The sequence below is a fragment of the Streptomyces sp. PTY087I2 genome, from assembly GCF_001687325.1.
Classification (GTDB): Bacteria; Actinomycetota; Actinomycetes; order Streptomycetales; family Streptomycetaceae; genus Streptomyces.
In genome coordinates, this window is the sequence record NZ_LZRD01000011.1 from 234765 (window position 1) to 252304 (window position 17540).

Sequence of the window (17540 nt, forward strand, 5' to 3'; positions counted from 1 at the left end):
AGCACGCAGTGAGCAGCAACAACGGTGACGTCCGGCTCTGGGGCGCGCGTTTCGCCGACGGACCGGCCGAGGCGCTGGCCAAGCTGTCCGCCTCCGTCCACTTCGACTGGCGGCTCGCCCCGTACGACATCGCCGGCTCCCGCGCCCACGCCCGTGTCCTGAACAAGGCGGGCCTGCTCACCGAGGACGAGCTGACCCGGATGCTCGCCGGGCTCGACCAGCTCGAAGCCGACGTCGCCGACGGCTCCTTCACCGGCACCATCGCCGACGAGGACGTCCATACCGCCCTGGAGCGCGGGCTCCTGGAGCGCCTCGGCCCCGACCTCGGCGGCAAGCTGCGGGCCGGGCGGTCCCGGAACGACCAGATCGCCACCCTCTTCCGGATGTACCTGCGCGACCACGCCCGGACCATCGGCGGCCTGATCGCCGACCTCCAGAGCGCGCTGGTCGGCCTCGCCGAGGCCAACGCGGACGTCGCCATGCCGGGCCGGACCCACCTCCAGCACGCCCAGCCCGTCCTCTTCGCCCACCACGTGCTCGCCCACGTCCAGTCCCTGTCCCGGGACGCCGAGCGGCTGCGCCAGTGGGACGAGCGCACCGCCGTCTCCCCGTACGGCTCCGGGGCGCTCGCCGGATCCTCGCTGGGGCTCGACCCGCAGGCCGTCGCCGCCGACCTGGGCTTCGAGCACGGTTCGGTCGCCAACTCCATCGACGGCACCGCCTCGCGGGACTTCGTCGCGGAGTTCGCCTTCATCACCGCGATGATCGGCGTCAACCTCTCCCGGATCGCGGAGGAGGTCATCATCTGGAACACGAAGGAGTTCTCCTTCGTCACCCTCCACGACGCCTTCTCCACCGGCTCCTCGATCATGCCGCAGAAGAAGAACCCCGACATCGCCGAGCTGGCCCGGGGCAAGTCCGGCCGCCTCATCGGCAATCTGACGGGCCTCCTCGCCACGCTCAAGGCGCTCCCGCTCGCGTACAACCGGGACCTCCAGGAGGACAAGGAGCCCGTCTTCGACTCCTGCGACCAGCTGGAAGTCCTGCTCCCCGCCTTCACCGGCATGATGGCCACCCTCACCGTCAACCGCGAGCGCATGGAGGAGCTGGCCCCGGCAGGCTTCTCGCTCGCCACCGACATCGCGGAGTGGCTGGTCAAGCAGGGCGTCCCCTTCCGGGTGGCGCACGAGGTGGCCGGCGCCTGCGTCAAGGAGTGCGAGCAGCACGGCATCGAGCTGGACCAGCTCACCGACGAGCAGTTCGCGAAGATCTCCGAGCACCTCACCCCCGAGGTCCGCACGGTCCTCAACGTGCGGGGCGCCCTCGCCTCCCGCGACGGCCGGGGCGGGACCGCCCCCTCCGCCGTCGCCGTACAGCTCGCCGAGGTGAAGGAAGACCTGGCGGCCCAGCACGCCTGGGCGACCGCACGCCGGTAGGCGCAGCAGCTGGTGGCGGTGTCGTAAGAGGTCCACGAAGGGTGTCGCGAGCTACGTTCACCGGGGTAGGAGTAACCGAAACCCGACCCCGAGGAGCCCGCGATGCCCTTCGCCGCCCTGGCCGCCGCGACGACCCCGACCGCCCACATCGGACTCGGCCTGGCCGCCGTCGGGAGGCCCGGCTACATCAACCTCCACCGGGACCGCGACCTGCCCGCCGACCGCGATCCCGACGCCCTGCGCGCCCGTACTCACGAGCTGCTGGACGCCGCCTACGCACAGGGCGTGCGGTACGTCGACACCGCCCGCTCCTACGGCCGCGCCGAGGAGTTCCTCGCCGAGTGGCTGGACGCCCGGCCCTCGTTCACCGACCTCGTCGTCGGCTCCAAATGGGGTTACACCTACACCGCCGACTGGAGCGTCGAGGCCGAGGACCACGAGGTCAAGGACCACAGCCTCGCCACCTTCGAGCGCCAGTACGCCGAGACCCGCGACCTCCTCGGCGACCGGCTCAGCCTCTACCAGGTCCACTCCGTCACCCCGGACAGCCCGGCGCTCTCCGACAAGGAACTCCTCGACCGCCTCGCCGCCCTGGCCGCCGACGGCGTCACCGTCGGCCTCTCCACCAGCGGGCCCGCCCAGGCCGACGCGATCCGGGCCGCCCTCGCCGTCACGGTCGACGGCGAACCCCTCTTCCGTACGGTCCAGGCCACCTACAACGCCCTGGAGACCTCGGCCGCGCCCGCGCTCGCCGAGGCCCACGACGCCGGGCTCACCGTGATCGTCAAGGAGGGCATGGCCAACGGGCGGCTCGCCGGCGACGAGGCCCCCGCCGTGTTCCAGGAGATCGCCGCCGACGCGGGGGTGGGCGGCGACGCGGTGGCCCTGGCGCTCGTCCTGCACCAGCCCTGGGCGGGCGTCGTGCTCTCCGGCGCCGCCACGGTCGGCCAGCTCTCCGGCAATCTGCACGCCGCCGTCGTCGACCTGGACGACGAGCAGCGGGCGAGCCTCGACGCCCTGGTCGAGGAGCCGGAGGCGTACTGGCGGCACCGCGCCGGGCTGCCCTGGCACTGAACCCCGCCCAAGAGGGCCTGACCCGGCGGCCCCTCAGGAGCTCGTCAGGATCACGAGTTCCCTGGTCGCCCGGGTCATCGCCACATACCGGTCCACCGCCCCCCGGACGCCTTCGCCGAACCTCTCCGGGTCGACGAGCACGACCAGGTCGAACTCCAGGCCCTTCGACAGCTCCGGCGTCAGCGACCGCACCCGGGCCGTCGGCCGGAAGTCCGGGGCGCCGATGACACAGGCGGTCCCGTCGTCGTGCGCGGCGAGCCAGTCGGCGACGACGGTGTCCAGGTCCTCGGCGCGGCCATGGGCGACCGGGATGCCGCCGCTGCGGACGGAGACCGGCACATTGGCGTCCGGGAGCGCGGCCCGGACGACCGGCGCCGCCTCCGCCATGATCTCCTCCGGCGTCCGGTAGTTGATGGTCAGCGAGGCCAGAGCGATCCGGTCGAGACCGACCCGCTCAAGCCGCTCCTCCCAGGTCTCGGGGAAACCGTTCCGGGCCTGCGCCCGGTCCCCGACTACGGTGAAGCTCCGGGACGGGCACCGCCGGATGAGCATCTGCCACTGGGCGTCGGTCAGTTCCTGGGCCTCGTCCACGACGATGTGCGCGAACGGCCCGGCCAACGCGTCCGGCTCCACCCCGCTCGGCCGGCCGGCGGTGGCCAGGGACTCCCGCAGATCCTCCCCGCGCAGCATCACCAGCGCCCCCTCGCCGTCCGCGTCCGCGTCGGCCAGCGTCTCGTCGGCGAGCAGACTCTCGACGACCCGGTCCATCTGCTCCCGCTCGGCGGCGGCCGCCGCCTCGTGGCGGCGTCGGCGCCGGGACGCCTCCGGATCGCCGAGCCGCAGCCGCGCCGCGTCCAGGATCGGCAGGTCGGACTCCGTCCAGGCCTGCGCGTCCGCCCGCCGCAGCCGCCGTGCCTCCTCGGCGGCCAGCCAGGGGGCGCACTTGCGCAGATACGCGGGTACGGACCAGAGGTCGCCGACCAGGTCGACCGCCTCGATCAGCGGCCAGGCGCGGTCGAAGAGGGCGAACAGCTCCCGGTTCTGCCGCAGCGAGGCGCGCAGCTGCTCCTCCGGCGCGTCGCCCTCGTGCTTGTCCACCAGGATCGTGAGCAGCTCCTCCCAGACCTGGTCGCGCGCCTCGTTGTGCGGCGTGCCCGGATCCGGCGCCCCGAACGCCGAGGCCCAGTCGGCGGCGCTCAGCCAGATGTCCGACCAGTGCGTCTCCACCCGTACGCCCTCGGCGGGCGGCTCCTCGTAGAACCGTACGGCCGGCTCGACCGCCTTCACCAGCTCCGCCGACGCCTTCAGCCGCGCCACCTCCGGATCGGGCTCGGGCCCCGCCGCCGCGCCCTCGGCGACCAGGTCCCGCAGGGTGCACGTCCGGACCCCCTCCTCGCCGAGGCTCGGCAGGACGTCGGCGACGTACCCGAGATAGGGCTCGTTGGGCCCGACGAACAGCACCCCGCCGCGACGGTGGCCCAGCCGCGGATCGGCGTACAGCAGATACGCGGAGCGGTGCAGGGCGACGACGGTCTTCCCCGTGCCGGGCCCGCCGTCGACGACGAGCGTGCCCCGGGAACCCGCCCGGATGACGGCGTCCTGGTCGGCCTGGATGGTGCCCAGCACATCGCGCATCCGGGCCGACCGGGTGGAGCCCAGACTCGCGATGAACGCGGACCGGTCGTCCAGCGCGGCATGCCCGGCCAGCCCCTCCGGCGCGAACACCTCGTCCCAGTAGTCGCCGACCCGGCCGCCGGTCCACCGGTAGCGGCGGCGGCTCACCAGGCCCATCGGGTCGCCGTGGGTGGCCCCGAAGAACGGCTCGGCGGCGGGGGAGCGCCAGTCGACCAGCAGCCGGCGGCCCGTGCTGTCGGTCAGGCCGAGCCGCCCCACGTACAGCGGTCCCGAGCCGTCGGCGGCGACCATGCGCCCGAGGCACAGGTCGATGCCGAACCGGCGCAGGGTGCGCAGCCGGGCGGTCAGCCGGTGGATCTCCACGTCCCGGTCCATCGCCGCCCGGCTCGCCCCGCCGGGCGCCCGGCGCTCGGCCGCGAGCCGCTCGGTCAGCTCGGCGATCGACTGCTCCAGGCAGTGGGCGATGGCTGCGAAGTGCCGCTCGTCCTCGGCGATCAGCGCCGGGTCGGCCTTGGGGGAGAGCCGGTCGGGGAGGTCGAACGCGCTGGTGGTCAGGGGTGTCACGTCGTCAGTTCCGATCTACGGGGCTTACAGGGGCGGCGTCCCGTCCCGGCTACGGCGGACGATTCTGCGACCTATGGGGGGTCTTGCCGCAAGCCCCCCCATGCGCTATAAGTTGAGAGTGGCCAGGAGGGGTTTTTCCTCCGGCCACTTTTTGTTTTCCGGCCCCGCGCTTCTTTTGCTTCCGCGCCCGTGCTGTGAGCTCGCACGCTCTTCAATGAGACGAGAATGTCTCACGTGGGTTATGATCGTCTCATGACACTCGACCGTGAGCAGGTGCTGCGCAGCGCCGCCGCCCTGCTGACCCGTAAATCGACCGCCACCATGGACGAGGTCGCCAAGGCGGCGGGTATCGGCCGGGCCACCCTCCACCGCCACTTCGCCGGGCGCGACGCCCTGGTGAAGGCGCTGGAGAACCTCGGCCTCCAGGAGTTCGAGGCGGCCCTGGACGCCGCCCGGCTCGACGAGGACACCTCGGAGGAGGGGCTGCGCCGTCTCATCGCGGCCGTCGAGCCCAGCGCCGGGCTGATGTCCTTCCTCGTCAACGAGAACCAGCTCTTCGAGGGCGACGAGGTCAACGAGGGCTGGAACCGGGCCGACGCCCGGGTCTCCGCCTTCTTCCGCCGGGGCCAGGAACGCGGCGAGTTCCGTATCGACCTCACCCCCGCCTGGCTGACCGAGGCCCTCTACGGCCTCGTCGGCACCGGAGCCTGGTCCATCCAGGCGGGCCGGGTCGCCGCACAGGATTTCCAGTACATGATCGTCGAGCTGCTGCTCGGCGGAGCACGCCGGAGCGTGGAGCAATGATCAGCACCGAGAAGAACCCGGACACCACGGACGCGGTACACCGTCCCGGGCGGTGGATCGCGCTCGCCGTCCTCGTCCTCGCCGTGCTGCTGGTGGCCGTGGACGCGACCGTCCTCGGTCTCGCGACCCCGTTCCTCAGCGAGGACCTGAAGCCGACCGGGAACCAGCTGCTCTGGATCGGTGACGTCTACTCCTTCGTCATCGCCGGCCTGCTCGTCTCGATGGGCAGCCTCGGCGACCGCATCGGCCGCAAGAAGCTGCTGCTGGTCGGCGCCGTGGCGTTCGGTGCGGTCTCCGTGCTCAACGCGTACGCGACCACCCCCGAGATGATGATCGTGGCCCGGGCGCTCCTCGGTGTCGCGGGCGCGACCCTGATGCCGTCCACGCTCGCCCTGATCCGCAACCTCTTCCACGACCCGCGCGAGCGCAGCCTCGCCATCGGGATCTGGGGCGCCATGGCCTCGGCGGGCGCGGCCGTCGGCCCGGTCGTCGGCGGATTCCTGCTGGAACACTTCTGGTGGGGCTCGGTCTTCCTCATCAACCTGCCCGTGATGGCCGTCCTCGTGGTCGTCGGCATCAAGCTGATCCCCGAGTCCAGGAACCCGGCCCCGGGCCCCTGGGACATGCTCAGCGTCGGGCTCTCGCTGGTCGGCATGATCGGTGTCGTGTACGCCATCAAGGAGACGGCCTCGCACGGGGTGAGCTGGGACGCCGGGGCGGCGGCCGTGCTCGGCGTCGCCGCGCTGACCTGGTTCGTCCGCAGGCAGCTGCGGCTGCCCGCACCCCTGCTGGACATGCGGCTCTTCCACCACCGGGGCTTCTCCGGCGCGGTCCTCGCCGACCTGCTGACCATCCTCGGCCTGTCGGGCCTGGTCTTCTTCCTCTCCCAGTTCCTGCAACTGGTGCAGGGCCGCGGGCCGCTGGAGGCCGGGCTCGCCGAACTGCCCGCCGCGATCGGCGCGGTGACCGCCGGTCTGCTGGCCGGGTTCGCCGCCCGCCGGTTCTCGGTGCGCTCGGTCGTCGCGGGCGGGCTCGGCGCGGTCGGTCTGGCGCTGGGCACGGTCACCCTGCTCGACCAGCACACCGGCTACCCGCTGCTCGGCTCGATGCTGCTGGTGGTCGGCGTCGGCGCCGGGTTCTCCTTCACCGTCACCGCCGATGTGATCCTCTCCAGCGTCCCGAAGGAGCAGGCCGGTTCCGCCTCCGCCGTCTCGGAGACGGCGTACGAACTGGGCGCGGCCCTCGGTATCGCCCTGCTCGGCTCCATCGTCACCGGTGTCTACCGGGGCTTCCCGACCCCGGCCGGCATCCCCGCCGGCGCCGAGGCGGCCGCCCACGAGTCGCTGGGCGGGGCGGTCGAATCGGCCGCGGCGCTGCCCGCCGCCCAGGCGGGGCCGCTGGTCTCGGCGGCCCAGGAGGCGTTCGTCGACGGACTGCGGTCGGCCGCGGGCGTCGGCGCGGCGGTCCTCCTGGCGGCGGCGGTCGCCGCCTGGTTCCTGCTGCGGGGCCAGAAGCTGGAGGACGGCGTCGAGCACCCGTAGGGCGTACGAACAGGCCGTACGGAGAAGGGCCCGCACCCCGGAGTGGGGTGCGGGCCCTTCCCGCGTGCGCACGGCCTAAGGAATCAGGCCGCCTTCGCCTTCGTCGCGTACATGTCCACGTACTCCTGGCCGGACAGCCGCATCACCTCGGCCATCACCGAGTCCGTCACCGCCCGCAGCACATAGCGGTCGCGGTCCATGCCCTCGTACCGCGAGAACTCCATCGGCTCACCGAAGCGCACCGTGACCTTGCCCGGCCGGGGCAGACCCGCGCCGCCCGGCTGGAGCTTGTCCGTGCCGATCACCGCGAACGGGATCACCGGCGCGCCCGTCATCAGCGTCAGCCGCGCGATACCCGTACGGCCCCGGTAGAGCCGGCCGTCGGGGGAGCGGGTGCCCTCGGGGTAGATCGCGAAGGCCTGCCCCTCCTCCAGCACCCGGCGGCCCGTCATCAGCGCCGCGACGCCGCCCCGGCCGCCGTCCCGGTCCACCGGGATCATGCCGCAGCCGGTGAAGAACCAGGCCATCAGCCGGCCCTTGAGCCCCTTGCCCGTGACGTACTCGTCCTTGCCGATGTAGAACACCGGGCGGTCGACGCAGACCGGCATGACCATCGAGTCGATGAACGTCAGGTGGTTGCCCGCGAGGATCACCGGACCGGTCCCGGGAATGTTCTCGGCGCCCTCCACCTGGGGGCGGAACATCAGGCGCAGAATCGGTCCGAGCACTGCCTTGATGACCGTGAGACGGGACAACGGTTCCTCCGGTGTCGTGGCCGGGCCGGCCGCGAGGGAACGGGTCCAACGGGCGGTGGCCGGTGCCGACGGATGATGGTCGGTGCAGGTGAGGACGATACTCGCGGGTATGCGCTGATCGCACATCGGGTTCACGGAGCGGATACGCGGTGTTGACATGTGTTTCCGCCACGTTGGCCGAAGGTCCGTCCTGCCGTACGTCTCCCAGCCTACGATCGGGCCTCGCTCGACCGGTCCCGGACATCACCAAGCGAGGAGCATTCATGACGGAGCGTGCGCGGAAGACCCCCGGCCGGCGGACCCTTCTGGGCGCCGCGGTCCTCGGCACCGCGGCCCTCGGCCTGCCCGCCGCCGCCCAGGCCGCCGAGCGGGGGCGCGGCCACGGCGCGGGCGGCCACGGGTCGCTGCGCGATCTGCCCGTACCGACGGTGATCGGCCACCGCGGGGCCAGCGGCTACCGCCCCGAGCACACCCTCGGCTCCTACCAGCTGGCCCTCGACCTGGGCGCGCACATCGTCGAGCAGGACCTCGTGCCGACCAAGGACGGCCATCTCGTCTGCCGTCACGAGAACGACATCACCGGCACCACCGACGTCGCCGACCACCCCGAATTCGCCGGCCGCAGGACCACCAAGAGCATCGACGGCGTCTCCTACACCGGCTGGTTCACCGAGGACTTCACCCTCGCCGAGCTCAAGACCCTGCGGGCCACGGAGCGCATCCCCGGCAACCGCCCGGACAACACCCTCTACAACGGCCGGTGGACGATCCCCACCTTCGAGGAGGTCCTGCGCTGGGCCGACAAGGAGGGCCGCAAGCGCGGAGCGCCCGTCTGGCTGTACGTCGAGACCAAGCACCCCACCTACTTCCGCAAGCTCGGCCTCGGCCTGGAGGAGCCGCTCGCCCGGCTGCTGCGCCGGTACGGCCGGGACCGCAGGAACTCCCCGCTCATCCTCCAGTCCTTCGAGCCCGGCTCGATCCAGCGCCTCGCCCGGCTCGTCGACACCCCGCGCATCGTCCTGCTGTCCGGCCCCAAGGAGCGCCCCTGGGACTTCGTCGAGTCGGGCGACCCGCGCACGGTTGCCGATCTGGTGAAGCCCGCCGGACTGAAGTGGCTGGCCTCCTTCGCCCAGGGCATCGGCCCCACCCTCGACCTGATCATCCCGAAGGACGCCTCGGGGCGGCTCACCACCCCGACCACGCTGGTACGGGACGCGCACGCCAAGGGCCTGCTGCTGCACCCGTACACCCTGCGCAACGAGAACAGCTTCCTGCCCGCCGACTTCCGGCGCGGCACCGACCCCAACGCCTACGGGGACGTGTTCGGCGCCGCCGCCGCGTACTTCGCCACCGGCATCGACGGCATCTTCGCCGACCACCCGGACACGGCGCTGCTCGCCGCGGCGGACCACGCGGGACGCTGACGCGACGGCGCGCCTCCCGTACAGGCTGCTTCGCCGGGGCCGCGTACGCGAGGCGCGCCGTCAGCCGTACGCCCCCGCATGCCCCGGTCGGGTGGTGCGGCGCGTCCGGAGCAACCGGCCGCCCCCACCGGCACGTCCGCCGGGGCATGACGCTTCTCGATCATGACCTCGGCCCCGCCGCCTCCACCGCCCTCGTCGTCCGCGCCCTGCAACCCCTGGTGCGCGCGGAGGCGAGGGCCGAGGCCCCGGCCGCAGGGGTCGATCCCGCCGACCTCGAACAGAGTGTCTGGGTACGGCTCCTGGAGCGCCCGGCCGCCGCCGGACCGCCCGCCGACGCCGCCCGCTGGGTCCGCGACACGGTACGGGCCGAGGCCCGCCGCGGCCGCCGCACGGCCCGGCGGGAACGCCCGTACGCCGGAACGGAACCCGCCGCCGGGCCGGCCGACTGCCCGGAACGCGCCGCGCTCGGGGCCGCCGAACGCCGGGCGCTGCGCTCCGCGATGGCCCGGCTGCCCGGACGCTGCCCCCGGCTGCTGGAGGCGTTACTCGACCCCGGCGACCCGACCTACCGGGAAATCGCAGGGGAGTTGGGTATGTCACAGGGGAGTTTGGGTCCGATCCGTTCCCGTTGCCTTGGATGTCTGCGCAGAATGCTGGCTGCGGAGGTTGTCGCCCCATCCGTGCGGGGATAGGGAGCGGTAGGCAACCGGCGGACAGGTGAGCGGGAGGCGTGCACACATGGGCATGAGCGTGACCATCTCGGCGGCGACGGCACAGGACGTCGAGCAGATCTTCAGACTTCAGTACCTCTGCTTCCAGCGCGAGGCGGAGCTGTACGACAACTACCGGATCGACCCGCTCGTCCAGACCCTCGACTCGCTGCGCGCCGAAGTCGCCGACGACCTGGTGCTCGTGGCCCGGCTCGGGGACGAAGTCGTCGGCGCGGTCCGGGGATTCACCGACCCCGACGGCACGGGCCTGATCGGGAAGCTCTGCGTCCACCCCCGGCTCCAGGGCCACGGCCTCGGCGCCCGGCTGCTGCTGGCCGCCGAGTCGGCGCTGACCGCCGAGCGGGCGGCGACCCGCTACCGGCTGCACAGCGGCCACCGCAGCGAGAGCAATCTGCGGCTCTACCGGAAGGCCGGATACGCCCAGGTCGGGGCCGTCACCGGAGCCGACGGCGTACGGATGGTCCTGCTGGAGAAGGACGCCGCCGACCGGGACTTCGTGGCCAGCGCCTGACCCGGCGCCGCGCGAGGTCGGGCGGAACGGGGCCGGTCAAAAGCGACAGGCCTCAGACCGCCACCGTCTTCGCGCGGCGCAGCCAGATCATCCCGGTGACCGGCAGGATCACCGGGATGAAGAGGTAGCCCATCCCGAAGTCCGACCACACCGTCGCGTCCGGGAACGCGGCCGGATCCGCCAGCGTCCACGCGCCGACGACCAGCACGCCCAGCAGCTCCGCCGCGCAGCACACCAGCGCCGCCCGGCGGGCCTTCTCCCCGCCGCGCACCAGCGAGTACGTGATGAAGCCGTACACCACGGCCGCCACGGCCGAGAGCACGTACGCCAGCGGCGCCCGGTCGAAGTCGATGATCATCTGGACGATCGAGCGCGAGGCCGCCGCGACCGTGAACACCCCGTAGAACCAGACCAGGACCCGGCCGGGACCGGTGCCCAGTTCGAAGGCCGGCTTCGCGGCCGTGGCCACCTCGGGGCGGTCGGTGTCGCTCACGTCAGTTTCCCCAGATGTCATAGAGCCGGACCTCCAGAACCGCCAGCACGATCGCGCCCGCCGCCACCGTGACCGAGCCCCAGCGGGTCCGTTCGGTCAACGACAGGAACCCGGCCGCGGGTACGGCGGCGAACGAGCCGATCAGATAGGCGATGAACACCGCCATGCCCTGCTCCGGCCGCTCCCCGCGCGCCAGCTGCACGACGCCCACCACCAACTGGGCCAGCGCCAGCACGGAGACGACCGCCATCCCGATGAAATGCCAGTCCTTCGTCGGCTGGTCCCGGTAGGCGGCGTGTCCGCACCAGGCGGCGAGGGCGAGCGCGGTCACGGCGACCGCGACCGTCAGGGCGTCAAGCATGAGTCGAGGGTATTACGGACGGAACGCCCGCCCGCGTGCGGCCCCGGCCACCGCGCGGGCGGCTGCCGCCCCGGTCGCACGAGGGTGGCCTTGAACACAACCGGCGGCCAAGGTTCCGCTCCCGGCGGGCCCGGGCGCCACCCCACGTACCCCCGAGCCCTTCATGTTTTCGCAGGTCACAGCCATATGGGTACAGGTGCGCGACCGAACCGGAAGACGAGCGTCCGACCATCCAGCACTGTCCGCTATGCGGACAGCCGGGATCGCGGCGACCTCACGTCTGTTTTACTTGGGCCCATGACCACGACGAGCAGCCGCACCCTTGCGACCGAGGCGATCAGCACGCCCGGTGCTCGTTGTATGTGTCGAATGCGCGCCTTCTGAGGGCCCCCGCCTGAGCCTCGCGCCCCGAAGCGAGACCGAGCCTGTGCCGTTCGCAGTCCCTGGAACGAGCCTGCCCGCGCATGTGCTGACCCCCGGCCGATCGCCGCCTCAGTCATGCCGAGACATCACCCGGCCCACCAGCCCGAACAGTCTCCTCGACGAATGCCCCGTGCCCGGCGGACACCGCGCCGCGCACTCGACAGTGACGGAAACCCCCTGTGATCACCACGACGGGCCTCACGAAGGTCTACCAGTCGCGCGACCGTGAGGTCACCGCACTCGACGGCGTCGACCTGCACGTCCGCGAAGGCGAGGTGTACGGCGTCATCGGACAGAGCGGCGCCGGCAAGTCCTCCCTCATCCGCTGCGTCAACCTCCTGGAACGCCCCACCTCCGGCACCGTGACGGTGGCCGGCCAGGACCTCACCGCCCTCGCCGGCCGCGGCTGGCGGGCGAGCGCCGAGCTGCGCCGGGCGCGTACCCGCATCGGCATGGTCTTCCAGCACTTCAACCTGCTGGACTCCCGCACCGTCCTGGACAACATCGAACTGCCGCTGGAGATCCTCGGCGTCTCCGGCCAGGCGCGCACCCGCAAGGCCAAGGAGCTGCTCGACCTGGTCGGCCTCGCCGACAAGGCGAAGTCCTACCCCGGTCAGCTCTCCGGCGGCCAGAAGCAGCGCGTCGGCATAGCCCGCGCCCTCGCGGGCGACCCCCAGGTGCTGCTCTCCGACGAGGCGACCTCCGCGCTCGACCCCGAGACCACCCGCTCCATCCTCCAGCTGCTGCGCGACCTCAACCAGCAGCTCGGCCTCACGGTCCTGCTCATCACCCACGAGATGGACGTCGTCAAGACCATCTGCGACTCCGCGGCGCTCATGCAGCGCGGCCGGATCGTCGAGTCCGGGACCGTCGGCGAACTCCTCGCCACCCCCGGCTCCGAACTGGCCCAGGAGCTGTTCCCGGTCGGCGGCACCGCCTCCGGCCCGGACCGTACGGTCGTCGACGTCACCTTCCAGGGGGAGTCGGCCTCCCAGCCGGTCATCTCCCAGCTCTCGCGGACGTACAACATCGACATCTCGATCCTCGGCGCCGCGATGGACACCGTCGGCGGCAAGCAGATCGGCCGGATGCGCATCGAGCTGCCCGGCCGGTTCGAGGAGAACGTCGTCCCCATCGGCTTCCTGCGCGAACAGGGCCTCCAGGCCGAGGTCGTCGACGGCGAGCCCGTCGCGACCGCCGCGGCCCCCCTCGTACCGGAGCAGACGCCCGCCGCGATCACCAAGGAGGCCGTCAAGTGACCTGGTCCGAAATGCAGCCCCTGCTGACCCAGGGCACCTACGACACCCTCTACATGGTGCTGTGGTCCGCCCTGGTCACCGTCGTCGGCGGACTGCCGCTCGGTGTTCTGCTGGTCCTCACCGACAAGGGCGGACTGCTCCAGAACACCGTGGTGAACAAGGTCATCGGCGTGATCGTGAACATCGGCCGCTCGCTGCCCTTCATCATCCTGCTGATCGCCCTGATCCCCTTCACCACCTGGGTCGTCGGCACCTTCATCGGCCCCACCGCGATGATCGTGCCGCTCGCCGTCGGCGCCATCCCGTTCTTCGCCCGGCTCGTCGAGACGGCGATCCGCGAGGTCGACCACGGGCTCGTCGAAGCGGTCCAGTCGATGGGCGGCTCCATCCCCACGATCGTCCGCAAGGTGCTCCTCCCGCAGGCCCTGCCCTCGCTCGTCTCCGGCGTCACCACCACCCTCATCGTGCTCATCGGCTACTCCGCGATGGCCGGCGCGGTCGGCGGCGAAGGGCTCGGCTCCAAGGCCGTCACCTACGGATTCCAGCGCTTCGACAACCAGTTCATGCTGATCACCGTCGCGCTGCTGATCGTCATCGTCACCGTGATCCAGCTGATCGGCGACCTCACCGTCCGGCTGCTGGCCCGCCGCGGCCGCACCGCCTCCTGAGGCTCCGCCCCCCCCAGAACTTTCCGTCCCCACCGAGCCCGAACTCCTTGTCCGGGCGCACCACCAGTAAGAAAGAGGCACTTTTCGTGCGCAAGAACATCAAGATCACCGCAGCTGCCGCCGCCACCGCCGCCCTCGCCATCGGCCTCAGCGCCTGCGGTACGTCCTCCGACCCGGCCTCCAAGAGCGAGACCGGCGCCAACGCCGACACCTCCAAGGCCCTCGTCGTCGCCGCGTCCCCGACGCCGCACGCCGACATCCTGAACTTCGTCAAGAAGAACCTGGCGGACAAGGAAGGCCTCAAGCTGGAGGTCAAGGAGTTCACGGACTACGTCCTGCCGAACACCGCCACCCAGAGCGGCCAGGTCGACGCCAACTTCTTCCAGCACAAGCCCTACCTGGACGACTTCAACGCGAAGAACGACACGACCATCGTCCCGGTCGTCAACGTGCACCTGGAGCCCCTCGGTCTCTACTCCAAGAAGATCAAGGACGTCAAGGACATCAAGTCCGGCCAGACCATAGCCATCCCCAACGACACCACCAACGGCGGCCGCGCCCTCCAGCTGCTCGCCGAGAACGGCCTGATCACGCTCAAGGACGGCGTCGGCAGCGCCGCCAAGCTGAGCGACATCGCCGACAGGAAGGGCCTGGAGTTCAAGGAGCTGGAGGCCGCCACCGTGCCCCGCGCCCTGAACGACGTGGACGCCGCCGTCATCAACGGCAACTACGCCATCGAGGCCGAGCTGAAGCCCGGCAAGGACTCCATCGCCCTGGAGAAGGCCGAGGGCAACCCGTACGCCAACTTCCTGGCGGTCAAGGACGGCAACGAGAACGACCCGCGCGTCGAGAAGCTCGCCAAGCTCCTCAACTCCGACGAGGTCAAGAAGTTCATCGAGGACACCTACCAGGGCTCGATCGTCCCGGCCTTCGGCGCCCCCGCCAAGTCCTGACACCGGCCCGGCACTTGCCGACGGAGCCCCGCACCTTCCTCACCGGAGGCGCGGGGCTCCGTCGTGCCGACCCGCCCATGCACAAGGCCCACCCGATGCTGCATGCTGTGCTTTTACCCGGTCTTCGGCATGGAGCTGCGCATGACTACCACCTTTCCGTCCATCTCCATCAGCACGGACAGGTTGGTGATGCGCCCCTTCGAGATGGCCGACATCCCCGCGTACATCGAGATGATGAACGACGAGCTGGTCACCGCCTGGATGGACGGCCCGAACCCGTACACCCAGGTCGACGCCGAACGCTGGGTCCGAAGGATCGCCCCGGCGGAACGCACCAGCGGCCAGGGCATCGCCCTCGCCGTCACCGAATTCCTCACCCAGCGGCTCGTCGGCAGCGTCCGCCTCCTCAACACCGACTGGCGCACGCTGGCCACCGAGGTCCGCTACATCACCGCCCCCTGGGCCCGCGGTGAGGGGTACGCCACCGAATCCGTGCTCGCCATAGCCGAATGGCTCTTCCGCGACCAGGGCTTCGAACGCATCGAGCTGCGCACCCCCGCCGACAACACCGCCTCCCAGCAGGTCGCCCAGAAGCTCGGCTGCATCAGCGAGGGCGTCCTGCGCAACGCCCGTATCGCCCGCACCCGCACCGAGAACGGCACCGACGGCGGCTGGACCGACATCCGCACCGACCTGATCGTCTGGGGACTCCTCCCCGAGGACCTCGAAGGGGTCGCCGAACAGCTCGCGGACGCCGGCGGCTACGGCACGTACAACGACTGGAAGTAGAACCCCGAGGCCCCCCGCAGGGCCAAAGGTCCGGACCGGATACCCTCACCCCTGCCAGGCACCGCACGGGCAACCCCCCGAACCCTCCGACACCCCAGGAGACAGACGACGATGGCCGACCGGGTCACGGTGATCGGCTGGGACGGCTCGCCACTGCCCGGAGCGGCCACGGCCGCGCTCTCGGCCGCCACGCTCGTCGCCGGCGCCGCACACCACCTCGCCCTGCCGGAAGTGCCGCCGAACGCCGAACGCATCCGCCTCGGCAGCGTCGACCTCGCCGCCCGCAGGATCGCCGGACACCGCGGCAGCGCCGTGGTCCTCGCCGACGGCGACCCCGGCTTCTTCGGCGTGGTCCGCACCCTGCGCGCCCGCGAACACGGCCTGGAGGTCGAGGTCGTCCCCGCCGTCTCCTCCGTCGCCACCGCCTTCGCCCGGGCCGGCATGCCGTGGGACGACGCCCAGATCGTCGTCGCCCACCCCCGCACCCTGCGCCGCGCGGTCAACGTCTGCCGGGCCCACCACAAGGTCGCCGTCCTCACCTCACCGGGCGCGGGCCCCGCCGAACTGGCCCTCCTCCTCGACGGCATCCACCGCACCTTCGTCATCTGCGAGGAACTGGGCACCGACCGCGAACGCGTCACCGTCCTCACCTCCGACAAGGCCGCCGACCACGCCTGGCGCGACCCCAACGTCGTCATCGTCATCGGCAGCGGACCCGAGACCACCGCGGCCGGCGCCTGGATCGCCGGCCGCCTGCCCGCCTACCCCCAGGGCATACGCGGCTGGGCCCTGCCCGCCCAGGCCTACCGGGCCGCCGGGGCCGAACGCATGCAGGAGTCCGGCGAGGGCGAGTTCCCCGGCCTGCGCGCCGCCCAGCTCGCCCGCCTCGGACCCCGCACCGGCGACCTGCTCTGGGACATCGGCTCCGGCAGCGGCGCCCTCGCCGTCGAGGCGGCCCGCTTCGGCGCGGCGGTCCTCGCCGTGGACGCCGACCCGGCCGCCTGCGCCCGCACCGAGGCCGCCGCCCGCGCCTTCGGCGTCCCCGTCCAGGTCGTCCGCGGCAGCGCCCCGCACGTCCTGGAACGGCTGCCCGAACCCGACGTCGTACGGATCGGCGGCGGGGGAGTCCCCGTGGTCCGGGCCGTCGTGGACCGGCGGCCGGAACGCATCGTCACGCACGCCTCCAACCGGGACGAGGCCGAGGCGCTCGGCGCGGCCCTCACCGGCAACGGCTACACCGTCGCATGCTCGCTGCTCCAGTCCGTCGACCTGGACACCGAGGTGTGGACCGAGCGCGAGAGGTCCGTCGTGTTCCTTCTCTCCGCGGGCCGTTCGGACCTCGCCCCCTGATCCGTTACGCCCGGTACGCGAGGTAGGCTGGCCGATTGTTGTACCGCGCCCGGGCGTTCGTCGTTTCATTCGTCAATGTCCGGAAAAGTGGACTGTTTTGGTCCGCACTGTGGTACGGCACCACCCGGGGGACGCGCAACGTGGCGCAGTCCACAGTGAGCCGTGGCAGAACTGCCTGTCGCGGCGGCGAACGGCCGCGAGAATAGAAGCCCGCGGGCGTTTCGTGCCGCGCGGCGAGCCCGCTCGTTCTTGATGACGAGCACCGGCGTGCCGTGGTTCGGCGTCCCGGGCGAAGGGCCGAAGGAGCACTGACGATGGGCGAGGGGTACGCATGACTGACACCGGCCAGATCCCGGGCGAGGGACTGCCGGAGAACGCAGGCATGGTGGAGCAGCCGGGCATCCCCGCCCCGGACGCGCACACCTTCCTCGACCCCTCCGAGCACACCCCCGAGGACGACGACCTTCTGCTGATGCCGACCTCCCAGGGTGCCTGGAGCGACCCGCAGGCCGCCCCGGCCCCCGCGCAGGGCCAGCCCGTCGCGCAGCCGGCGACGGCGCGGCCGCCCGTGGCCGAACACGGTCCGGTGCCGCCCCAGTCGCAGGTTTCCGCGCAGCAGGTCCAGGCGGCCCCCGCCGTGGAGCCGCCCAGCACGCACGAGACCGGTGGCCGCGACTCCGGTTCCGTCGACCTCAACGGCGTACGCATCCCGGCGCCCGCGCCCGCACCGGTGGGCGCGCATGCAGCCCCCGCCCCCGCGCGCCGCCCC

The 17540-nt window shown here is 71.9% G+C and carries 16 protein-coding genes and 1 pseudogene; 13 read left to right on the forward strand and 4 right to left on the reverse strand.

The annotated features are described in order from the left end of the window. Nucleotides 1-8: 8 nt before the first annotated feature. Entirely contained in the window at nucleotides 9-1436 is a 1428-nt protein-coding gene (gene argH, locus A3Q37_RS14910) for an argininosuccinate lyase (RefSeq protein WP_065484012.1), read from the forward strand. A gap of 102 nt (nucleotides 1437-1538) precedes the next feature. Next, nucleotides 1539-2510, forward strand: coding sequence for an aldo/keto reductase (locus A3Q37_RS14915; RefSeq protein WP_065484015.1), 972 nt, complete (start codon nucleotides 1539-1541; stop codon nucleotides 2508-2510). Between the two features lie 33 nt (nucleotides 2511-2543). Here the strand turns inward: A3Q37_RS14915 and helR are convergent, their stop codons facing one another. Further along, the gene (helR, locus tag A3Q37_RS14920) at nucleotides 2544-4709 is read right to left on the reverse strand and encodes an RNA polymerase recycling motor ATPase HelR (protein WP_065484018.1); all 2166 of its coding nucleotides are present in this window, start codon (nucleotides 4707-4709) and stop codon (nucleotides 2544-2546) included. Nucleotides 4710-4961: 252 nt separating this feature from the next. Between helR and A3Q37_RS14925 the strand changes: the two genes are divergently transcribed. Together A3Q37_RS14925 and A3Q37_RS14930 are read left to right on the forward strand one after the other, a co-directional pair. After that, complete coding sequence (locus A3Q37_RS14925; protein WP_030712430.1) at nucleotides 4962-5513, forward strand: TetR/AcrR family transcriptional regulator; 552 nt, start codon at nucleotides 4962-4964, stop codon at nucleotides 5511-5513. After that, entirely contained in the window at nucleotides 5510-7054 is a 1545-nt protein-coding gene (locus A3Q37_RS14930; RefSeq protein WP_065484032.1) for an MFS transporter, read from the forward strand. Before A3Q37_RS14925 ends, A3Q37_RS14930 begins: the two co-directional genes overlap by 4 nt. A gap of 83 nt (nucleotides 7055-7137) precedes the next feature. Here the strand turns inward: A3Q37_RS14930 and A3Q37_RS14935 are convergent, their stop codons facing one another. Then, nucleotides 7138-7809, reverse strand: a complete 672-nt coding sequence (locus tag A3Q37_RS14935; RefSeq protein ID WP_065484163.1) for a 1-acyl-sn-glycerol-3-phosphate acyltransferase — start codon at nucleotides 7807-7809, stop codon at nucleotides 7138-7140. Nucleotides 7810-8072: 263 nt separating this feature from the next. Between A3Q37_RS14935 and A3Q37_RS14940 the strand changes: the two genes are divergently transcribed. The 3 genes from A3Q37_RS14940 to A3Q37_RS14950 all read left to right on the forward strand — a co-directional run bounded on the left by A3Q37_RS14940 (nucleotide 8073) and on the right by A3Q37_RS14950 (nucleotide 10475). After that, nucleotides 8073-9233 carry a glycerophosphodiester phosphodiesterase gene (locus A3Q37_RS14940; protein WP_065484042.1) on the forward strand — a complete coding sequence of 387 codons (1161 nt, stop codon included), beginning with the start codon at nucleotides 8073-8075 and terminating at the stop codon, nucleotides 9231-9233. A 146-nt stretch (nucleotides 9234-9379) separates the two neighbouring features. Continuing rightward, nucleotides 9380-9925 (forward strand): sigma-70 family RNA polymerase sigma factor, encoded by a 546-nt coding sequence (locus tag A3Q37_RS14945; RefSeq protein ID WP_065484048.1) that lies wholly within the window; start codon nucleotides 9380-9382, stop codon nucleotides 9923-9925. A 46-nt stretch (nucleotides 9926-9971) separates the two neighbouring features. Further along, nucleotides 9972-10475, forward strand: a complete 504-nt coding sequence (locus tag A3Q37_RS14950) for a GNAT family N-acetyltransferase (protein ID WP_065484051.1) — start codon at nucleotides 9972-9974, stop codon at nucleotides 10473-10475. 52 nt (nucleotides 10476-10527) lie between these two features. On the opposite strand, the gene A3Q37_RS14955 is transcribed toward A3Q37_RS14950, so the two are convergent. After that, nucleotides 10528-10968, reverse strand: a complete 441-nt coding sequence (locus tag A3Q37_RS14955; protein WP_065484060.1) for a hypothetical protein — start codon at nucleotides 10966-10968, stop codon at nucleotides 10528-10530. A 1-nt stretch (nucleotide 10969) separates the two neighbouring features. Next, the gene (locus A3Q37_RS14960; RefSeq protein WP_030088460.1) at nucleotides 10970-11329 is read right to left on the reverse strand and encodes a hypothetical protein; all 360 of its coding nucleotides are present in this window, start codon (nucleotides 11327-11329) and stop codon (nucleotides 10970-10972) included. A 602-nt stretch (nucleotides 11330-11931) separates the two neighbouring features. Here A3Q37_RS14960 and A3Q37_RS14965 point away from each other — a divergent pair. The 6 genes and pseudogenes from A3Q37_RS14965 to A3Q37_RS14990 form a co-directional block, all read left to right on the forward strand. Further along, entirely contained in the window at nucleotides 11932-13011 is a 1080-nt protein-coding gene (locus A3Q37_RS14965; RefSeq protein WP_065484069.1) for a methionine ABC transporter ATP-binding protein, read from the forward strand. Further along, on the forward strand, nucleotides 13008-13679 hold the full coding sequence (locus tag A3Q37_RS14970) for a methionine ABC transporter permease (protein ID WP_030799984.1): 672 nt from the start codon (nucleotides 13008-13010) through the stop codon (nucleotides 13677-13679). Before A3Q37_RS14965 ends, A3Q37_RS14970 begins: the two co-directional genes overlap by 4 nt. An 86-nt stretch (nucleotides 13680-13765) precedes the next feature. After that, complete coding sequence (locus tag A3Q37_RS14975) at nucleotides 13766-14632, forward strand: MetQ/NlpA family ABC transporter substrate-binding protein (RefSeq protein WP_065484078.1); 867 nt, start codon at nucleotides 13766-13768, stop codon at nucleotides 14630-14632. 102 nt (nucleotides 14633-14734) lie between these two features. Continuing rightward, nucleotides 14735-15421 (forward strand): GNAT family N-acetyltransferase, encoded by a 687-nt coding sequence (locus A3Q37_RS14980; RefSeq protein WP_065484086.1) that lies wholly within the window; start codon nucleotides 14735-14737, stop codon nucleotides 15419-15421. Between the two features lie 111 nt (nucleotides 15422-15532). Further along, on the forward strand, nucleotides 15533-16771 hold the full coding sequence (cbiE, locus tag A3Q37_RS14985) for a precorrin-6y C5,15-methyltransferase (decarboxylating) subunit CbiE (protein WP_065484094.1): 1239 nt from the start codon (nucleotides 15533-15535) through the stop codon (nucleotides 16769-16771). Between the two features lie 331 nt (nucleotides 16772-17102). Next, a pseudogene (locus tag A3Q37_RS14990) lies at nucleotides 17103-17540 on the forward strand (5,6-dimethylbenzimidazole synthase); the annotation flags it as partial.